General features: G+C 53.1%; 6 protein-coding genes and 1 pseudogene. 2 read left to right on the forward strand and 5 right to left on the reverse strand.

What is annotated here, in order from left to right:
- From Q0438_RS01345 to Q0438_RS01365, 5 genes and pseudogenes are all read right to left on the reverse strand, one after another.
- On the reverse strand, positions 1-918 hold a 918-nt coding region (locus Q0438_RS01345; RefSeq protein WP_299186468.1), incomplete at its 3' end, for a GNAT family N-acetyltransferase.
- A 132-nt stretch (positions 919-1,050) separates the two neighbouring features.
- A complete protein-coding gene (gene aroC / locus Q0438_RS01350; RefSeq protein ID WP_299186471.1) occupies positions 1,051-2,166 on the reverse strand; it encodes a chorismate synthase in 1,116 nt (371 codons plus the stop codon).
- Between the two features lie 218 nt (positions 2,167-2,384).
- Positions 2,385-3,047 (reverse strand): annotated as a pseudogene (rnc, locus tag Q0438_RS01355) (ribonuclease III); the annotation flags it as partial.
- Positions 3,048-3,564: 517 nt separating this feature from the next.
- Positions 3,565-3,987 carry a ribonuclease HI gene (gene rnhA / locus Q0438_RS01360; protein ID WP_299186474.1) on the reverse strand — a complete coding sequence of 141 codons (423 nt, stop codon included), beginning with the start codon at positions 3,985-3,987 and terminating at the stop codon, positions 3,565-3,567.
- Positions 3,965-4,990 carry a tetratricopeptide repeat protein gene (locus Q0438_RS01365; RefSeq protein ID WP_299186476.1) on the reverse strand — a complete coding sequence of 342 codons (1,026 nt, stop codon included), beginning with the start codon at positions 4,988-4,990 and terminating at the stop codon, positions 3,965-3,967. The genes rnhA and Q0438_RS01365 overlap by 23 nt, the downstream gene beginning before the upstream one ends.
- A gap of 60 nt (positions 4,991-5,050) precedes the next feature.
- Here Q0438_RS01365 and dnaG point away from each other — a divergent pair, with 60 nt between their 5' ends.
- Together dnaG and Q0438_RS01375 are read left to right on the forward strand one after the other, a co-directional pair.
- On the forward strand, positions 5,051-7,153 hold the full coding sequence (gene dnaG, locus Q0438_RS01370) for a DNA primase (protein WP_299186478.1): 2,103 nt from the start codon (positions 5,051-5,053) through the stop codon (positions 7,151-7,153).
- Between the two features lie 9 nt (positions 7,154-7,162).
- Positions 7,163-7,469, forward strand: a 307-nt coding sequence (locus Q0438_RS01375) for an argininosuccinate synthase domain-containing protein (RefSeq protein ID WP_299186480.1), incomplete at its 3' end; no start/stop codon positions are given.

Consider the following 7,469-nt stretch of genomic DNA (forward strand, 5'->3'; position numbering starts at 1 on the left):
CGCGTCCTCGTGCGGCGGCTCGACGTCAAGGACGATTTGCGCGCGCGGATTTTGCTTGGCGATGAGCGCGAGTAGCCTTGAGCCAACCCCCAGCCCGCGAAATTTCGCATCGATGCCGAGGTAAGCCACGTAAAAAATCCCGCTCCCCCCGCCGCTTGGAATTTCACTCTCATCGTAGCGCGAAATTTCGTTTTCTGCAGTACCTGACGAAATTTTGCCCTCTGCGGCGCTTGATGAAATTTCACCCCCTAAAATTTCATCCTCTGCGCCGTCAAATTCCGCGCCGCTATGGGCTTTGGATCTTAAAATTTTATCCGTATTTAGGCGCGGCAGCGGCTGTTTGTGGTGCGAAATCGCGCGCTTGTAGGTTTGTTCGGTTCTATAGACGAAAAAGCCAACCAGCTCCTCGCCGCTTAAATTTTGCGCCGCCGCGTTTGAATTTTTGCCTGTCGCCGCGCTGGGATTTTTACTTTTCAAGCTGGATTTTTCACACGTCGCATTAGATTTTTTATCTGCCGCGCCGCGATTTTCGGAACTCAAAGAGGCTAATTCTGCCGCGCCGCGGTTATCCGCATCGGAATTTTTACCTGCAGCACCACGATTTTGGCTTGCTTCGTCGCAATCTTGCTTTACCGCGCAAAAATCTTGTTTCGGCGCGCATAAATTTTCACTCGCTGCGCCGGGATTTTTACTTTCCGAGCTGGATTTTTTACTCGTCGCATTAGATTTTTTGTCAGCCGCGCCGCCGCCCAGGGCGCTAAAATCCTCGAAAATCGCCGCGATTTCAAGCTGTCCTTTGCGCGACATTTTTAAGAAATTTTTTATGCTGATACGCTCGATTTCGGGGAACGCCGCGACGTTGATCGCCTCTATGCGCGCGATCAGCGCCGAGTCCTCGCCGATACGCTCAAGTCTCATTTTGCTCTCCTTGTCGCGATAGGCTTACCGCGTAAATTTAAAATTTGTCCGCCTCGCTCGCGAGAATTTCATCGCTCGGCCCTTGAAATTTCATTAAATTTCGCAAAATTTCGCCGCACCGCCCGTCTAAATTTAATCCTCGCCGTAAATTCGCTTTAAATTCCCCAGCGTCGTGCTCGCGTTTAGCAGCAGCGCATCGGCGATCGCCAGCCGCGCCATTGCGGTAGCTACGACGCTGCCGCGCACGGCGATACACGGATCGTGCCGCCCGCGCAGCTCGCAGACCGCGTCCGCGCCGCACACGTCGACGCTATGCTGCGCCATGAAAATGCTCGGAGTGGGCTTAAAATGCGTCGCAATCTCGATCGGCGCGCCGCTACTTATGCCGCCTAAGATCCCGCCTGCGTTGTTGCTCGCGAAATTTGCGCCGATCTTGCCGCCGTTGGTATGGATCGCATTCTTGCTAGCGTGCATGAAATCGTTATTCTCGCTGCCTTTTAGCGTGCTTGCCTTCACTCCGGCGCCGATCTGCACGGCCTTTACGCCGTTTATGCCCATCAGCGCGCCCGCAAGCGTCGCATCGAGCTTACCATACAGCGGCTCGCCGAGCCCCGCAGGCACGCCCGTAATGCGCGTCAGCACGCAGCCGCCGATGCTATCGCCCGCATTTTTGACGCTTAGAATTAGCTCCTTCTGCGCGTCCTCCACAGCGGGATCGAGCGCGAAAATTTCGCTGTTTTGCGCAAAGTCGAAGTCTAAATTTCCCGCGTAAATTTCGCCCACGCCGTAAATTCCGCTTTTTACGGAAATTTTAAAGTGATCTAGCAGGATTTGTGCAAACGCTCCCGCGGCCACGCGCACGGCGGTTTCGCGCGCGCTTGCCCGCCCGCCGCCTCGGTAATCGCGCAGTCCGTATTTGGCAAAATATGTAAAATCGGCGTGTGCGGGGCGGAAAACATCCCTTAGATCTTCGTAGTCCTTCGAGTGCTGGTTTGCGTTGCGGATGATAAATCCGATCGGCGTGCCGGTGCTGCGTCCGTCAAAAATCCCGCTTAAAATTTCGATCTCGTCGACTTCTTTGCGCGGCGTAGCGTATTTGCCGCCTGGCTTGCGGCGATCAAGCTCGCTTTGGATATTTGAAAGCTCGATCTCCACGCCAGCCGGCAATCCGTCCAAAACGCCGCCGATCGCCGCGCCGTGGCTCTCGCCGAAGGTGCTAAGGCGCAATCTCTCGCCGAAGGTGTTCATAGCGTGCCTCCTTGATCGCCGCTGCTTTGTTTATCCGTATCGCGCCCGCTTCTTTTGCCGCCTCGATTATTATTCTCGCTCTTTGTGCTGCCCCGTACCCGTCCGCCGCTTCGTGAGCCTTTTTCGCCGTTCTGAGCGCAGTTCGCGCCGTTTTGTGCGTCGCTAGCGCATGCTGCTTGCTCGCCACTTGTTGCGCTAGTGCCGTGCGAGGCGCCGTTTTGTAAAAGCTCGAGCGCGATTTGTGCGCATTTTTGCTCGGCCTCTTTTTTGCTCGCTCCCACGGCGGATGAGAGCCGCTTGCCGCCAACAAGCGCCGCCATTTCGAAGCTTTTTTTGTGATCGGGGCCGCTTGAGCCTAAAAGGACATATTCGGGCGTGACGCCGAATTTTGCCTGCGTGAGCTCTTGCAGCGCGGTTTTGTAATCTCGCACGAGCTCGTTAAAGCTGATGCGCGGATAGAGGATTTCTAAAATTGCAGTCGCGATGCGGGCGGTGTTTTGCAGCCCGCTCTCAAGATAGACGGCGCCCATTATCGCCTCAAATGCGTCCGAAAGCAGCGAGGGCTTCTCGCGTCCGCCGTTGCGCTCCTCGGATAGCGACATATTCAGGTTCTCGCCGATGCCCAAAAATTTTGCAAATTTAGAGAAGCTGCTTTCGTTCACGAGTGCGGCGCGCAGCTTGCTCAGATCGCCCTCGTCGCTGCTAAATTTTTTGAAAAGATACTCGCCCACGATCAGATCCATCACCGCATCGCCTAAAAATTCCAACCTCTCGTTGTTGTGTCCGTTTTTGGCGCTTTTGTGCGTAAGAGCGATCTTGAGGTGGGTTAAATTTTTAAATTTGTAGCCCAGTTTTTCTTGTAATTTTTCTAAATTTTGCATTATTGCCCTTTATTATAAAATTCTACGAAATCCGCGGCAGCTCGCACGCAAACGGCATCTGGCGCGAACAAACCTGCGCAAGCGAAACGAATGCGAGCGGGATCTGCGCTAACTTTGCGCTAACGCGGCGAATGAAACGCGCTAGCGACGATCTGCGACGAATAAAATTTAACGTGCCCGCCAATTCTAACGCAAACCGCGCTAAGGCTCACTTGTCGCAAACGAAATCCTCGCCAAAAACAGACCCGTCGCGAATACAGTCGCGCTAAAGCCTGCTCGCTGCTAACGAAATTTCCGCCAAAGCTCGTCCGCTCATAGACCCAATCCACGCACAAATAAGTGCGAGCTTGCGCGAACGACACAAATAAACAGAGCGCACCGAAGCCCGATTGCGTGAACTAAACTCACTAAAACCGGCTTCGGGCGATAAAATTTACGCCGAAGCGGCTCTGCGTGCAAAGCAAACGCGGGTGAATATATGCTAAATCCGCGCAACCGCAAGCTTCGCCGCAGAATTTTAGCCCTTTATCGCTTCTGCAGCCGCGCGAGCCATAGCGTCGCACTCCTCGTTTTGCGGATGTCCCGCATGCCCTTTGACCCACGAGGCCCTGATCTCGTGAGGTGCCGCCGCCGAAAGGTATCTGCGCCACAGATCTGCGTTTTTCTTACCCTTAAAATCGGTAACGACCCACTTTGCGAGCCAGGAATTTATCGCCTTTACGACATATTCACTATCGGTAAAAAGCTCAACGCGGCAGGGCTGCTTAAGCGCGCTAAGCCCCATTATAGCGGCTGTTAACTCCATTTGATTATTAGTCGTCATCGCTTCTGCGCCGCTTGCCTTTTTTATCGCGTCGCCGTATTGCAGTATGTAAGCCCAGCCGCCCGCTCCAGGGTTTCCGAGGCAGCTGCCGTCGCTAAAAAGTTTGACCGATTTCACCGGTTTTCTCCGAAATTTGCGCTCTGATCTCCATGCTACCTAGCTCGTAGCAGACCGGACAGCGGTGCGAGAAAAGCCCCACCGAGCTTTTGCACTTCGCGCAGGTGTAGCTAAAGCTAAGCCCCGCGTCCTCAAAGCCCGCGTCTTTCATAGCCATAAGCGCGTTGATCTCAAAAATTTTACTCGCGCTCTGCGGCTTTTGATCGTTTTTTCCGAGCGCGTAAAAAAGCGCGTTGTACTCCGCATCCTGCGTATTTACCGCCGCAGGGAAATCATAGATCAGATCGATAGCCTGCTCGATCGGCGGGAAGCGGTCAAAGCCCTCCATAGGCTCTTTATTTTTGATAAAAAGCTCCATACAAAACCGCCCCGCGCCTTTGAAGTTTAGCTTTGAAATTTTAGCGATCTTTTTATTAAACGGCGTATTGGCGTCGTTTGCGATGATCTGGGCGCGCTCGAACTGGCTTTGAGCATATACTTCGGCGTCCTGTTCGCGCAGCGCGTCAAGTACCTCAAGCGCCTCATTAAAGCGCTTCAGCCGCTCATAAATCACCGTAAGATGCGTAAGAGCCTCTTTGTTTCTGGGGCGTAGCTTCAGCGCCTGCAAAAACACCTCTTCGGCGCGCCCTAAAAAGCCCGCTTTGAAATATACGATGCCGAGATTGGTAAGGATAAACTCCCTCTGCACGCCGCCGCTAGCCTTACTTAGCGCGATTAGATAAATTTCTATCGCGCGCTCGAAGTCGCCGCTTTTGACGAAAGAGCTAGCTAAAATCCCAAGCGTAGGGATATCTATTTGCGGGCTTGCTAAAAGCGCTCTGTGCTCCGAGCTAAGCGCGTCTAGGGTATCAAATTTTTTGATGAAATTCTCTAGGCTCTGCCTCTCGTTTTTTTTAGAAAAAACTCCCCAAATATAGCTTAGAATCGACACTAGCAAGATTATGCTTATCAGCATGATAAGCCCGAAAATCGGGTCGCGATCGTCTAAGAAAAAATTATCCAAATCAAACCTCGTCGCAAAAATAAAGGGCAATTATAGCAAAGTGCGGGTATAATTTCGCTTATGATTAAAAACGAAAGCATAGAAAATCTGCTGGCTACCGTAGATATCGTAGACGTCGTAGAAAAATATATCCCGCTTAAGCGCAGCGGCGCAAATTTCGTGGGCGTCTGCCCCTTTCACGACGATTCGCACCCGAGCATGAGCGTGAGCTCCAAGCTTGGAATTTTTCACTGCTTTTCGTGCAAGGCAGGCGGCAACGCGATTAAATTTATCCAAGATTACGAAAAGATAAGCTTTCCCGAAGCGGTCGAAAAGCTTGCGGGGATGTATAATTTCGCGCTGCAATACACCGGCGCTAAAGTCCAGGAGCGCAGCGAAGAGAAGAAGGTGCTCGGGATTTTAAACGCCTACTACCAAAGCTGCCTTTATCAAAACCCCGCCGCCGTGAAATACCTGCACGATCGCGGCCTAAGCGAACAAAGCATCCGCAAATTCGGCCTTGGCTACGCTGGAGCTAGCGCGCAGACGATCAGAGTTTTGCAAAACGAAGAAATTCCGACGCAAGACGCGCTAAATGCGGGCGCGGTGAAGCAAAACGAGCGCGGGCTTTACGCTAGCTTCATCGAGCGCATCACCTTTCCGATCTACAACCACGCAAGCAAGCTCGTAGGCTTCGGCGGCCGCACGATAAGCGATAATCCCGCTAAATACGTCAATTCGCCGCAGTGCGCGCTGTTTGATAAATCTAAAATTTTCTACGCATTCGATCTCGCGAAAAAAAGTGCGATCGCCAAAAAAACCCTCATCATCACCGAGGGCTACATGGACGTCATCATGCTGCATCAAGCGGGCATCGACAACGCCGTAGCGGTGCTCGGCACGGCGCTGACGCCCGCTCATCTGCCGCTTATAAAGCGTGCGGAGCTTAACGTCGTGCTTAGCTTCGACGGCGACGCTGCGGGCGTTAATGCGGCGATGAAATCGGCGCGGCTTTTGTGCCTGAACAAGATCGATTCAAGCGTCGCTATAATCGGAGGAGGCGCCGATCCTGCGGATATGATAGTCGCGGGCAAGGTGCGCGAGCTAGAGCAAATTTATGCTAGCGGCATGGAGAGCGGGGAGTTTCTAATTCGACAGATCGCTAAAAAATATGACCTCGCCCGCCCCGTGCAAAAAGAGGCTGCGCTAAATGAGATCAAAGAATTTACCGCAGCGCTCGGTCCCGTGCTCGCCGAGTCCTATCAGAGCCTAGTGGCGCAAATTTTAAACATCTCGCCCGGCTCGTTTAATCTCTCTAGCGGCGGTAAAAATTTCGGCACGGGCTTTGAGGGGCGAAATTTTAACGATGGCGGGAATTTTGGCTCTCGTGATTTCGGCTCTTACGGGGGGCATGGCGCAGACGGCAGGGGCGGCGCTAGCGGGAGCTTAAACGGCGGAAATTTTAATCGTTCGCAAAGCACGGCGCGTTACGAAAGCTCCGCGCCGCCTGCGGCTTCGGCGAGGCTCGGGCGGACGCTACTGCGCCGCAAGGAGATCGCCGAGCTTCAGATCATAAAATCGATGCTGCTCGATGGCGAGATGGCGGAGCTTGGGCTCGGCTGCTTGGAGCGGCGCGATTTTCGTATGCACGGCGATATTTTCGAGGCGTTTTTGGCTTTCGCTCGCAGCGGCGGGAATTTTAAAAATTTCATCGCAGGCGGCGCGGGAGAAAATTTTATCCGTAGCGAGAGCGTAAATTTAAAAAGCGGCGAGAGCTCTAGCGAGCAAAATTTTATCGGGCAGGGCTCCCCAGGCGCTGTAAATTTAAAAGGCCCCGCGCAGCAGGGCGCAAACGGCGGCGAGAAGCAAGAGGGCGCAAATAACGGCGAGAGACGGAGCTTAAGCATCGGCGCAAATCAAAGCGAAAAGAAAGCCGCCGCTCAAAATGTTCAAAACGCTCAAAATACTCAAAGCGTAGAAAACGAAGCCCTTGAAAATCTGCGCGCGCTCGCGCTGGATGATGAAATTTTGCCTATCGGCGGTGCGGCGCTTTTTAACGACGCGTGCAAAATTTTACGCCGCAACGCCCTGCAAGAGCTAATGCAAAAGCTCAAAAACTCCGACGCGCCCGACAAGATCGAGCGAATCTTGGAGTATCAAAAAAAGATCAACCAACTCAAGTAAAGGAACGAAATGAAGGCATTGGCGCTCTTTAGCGGCGGGCTTGACTCCATGCTCGCGGTCAAACTCATCGTCTCGCAAGGCATCGAGGTGCTCGCGCTGAATATGGATATCGGATTTAGCGGCAAGGACGATAAGAGCGAGATCATGCGCCGCAGAGCCGCAGCCGCGGGGGCGGATTTTAAAAGCGTCGATATCAGAAGCGAATATCTGCGGCAGGTGCTTTTCGAGCCGAAATACGGCTATGGTAAGCACTTCAACCCCTGCATCGACTGCCACGGATATATGTTTAAGACCGCGCTTGCGATGCTGCAAAGCG

The organism is uncultured Campylobacter sp. (assembly GCF_938030785.1).
Taxonomy (GTDB): Bacteria; Campylobacterota; Campylobacteria; order Campylobacterales; family Campylobacteraceae; genus Campylobacter_B.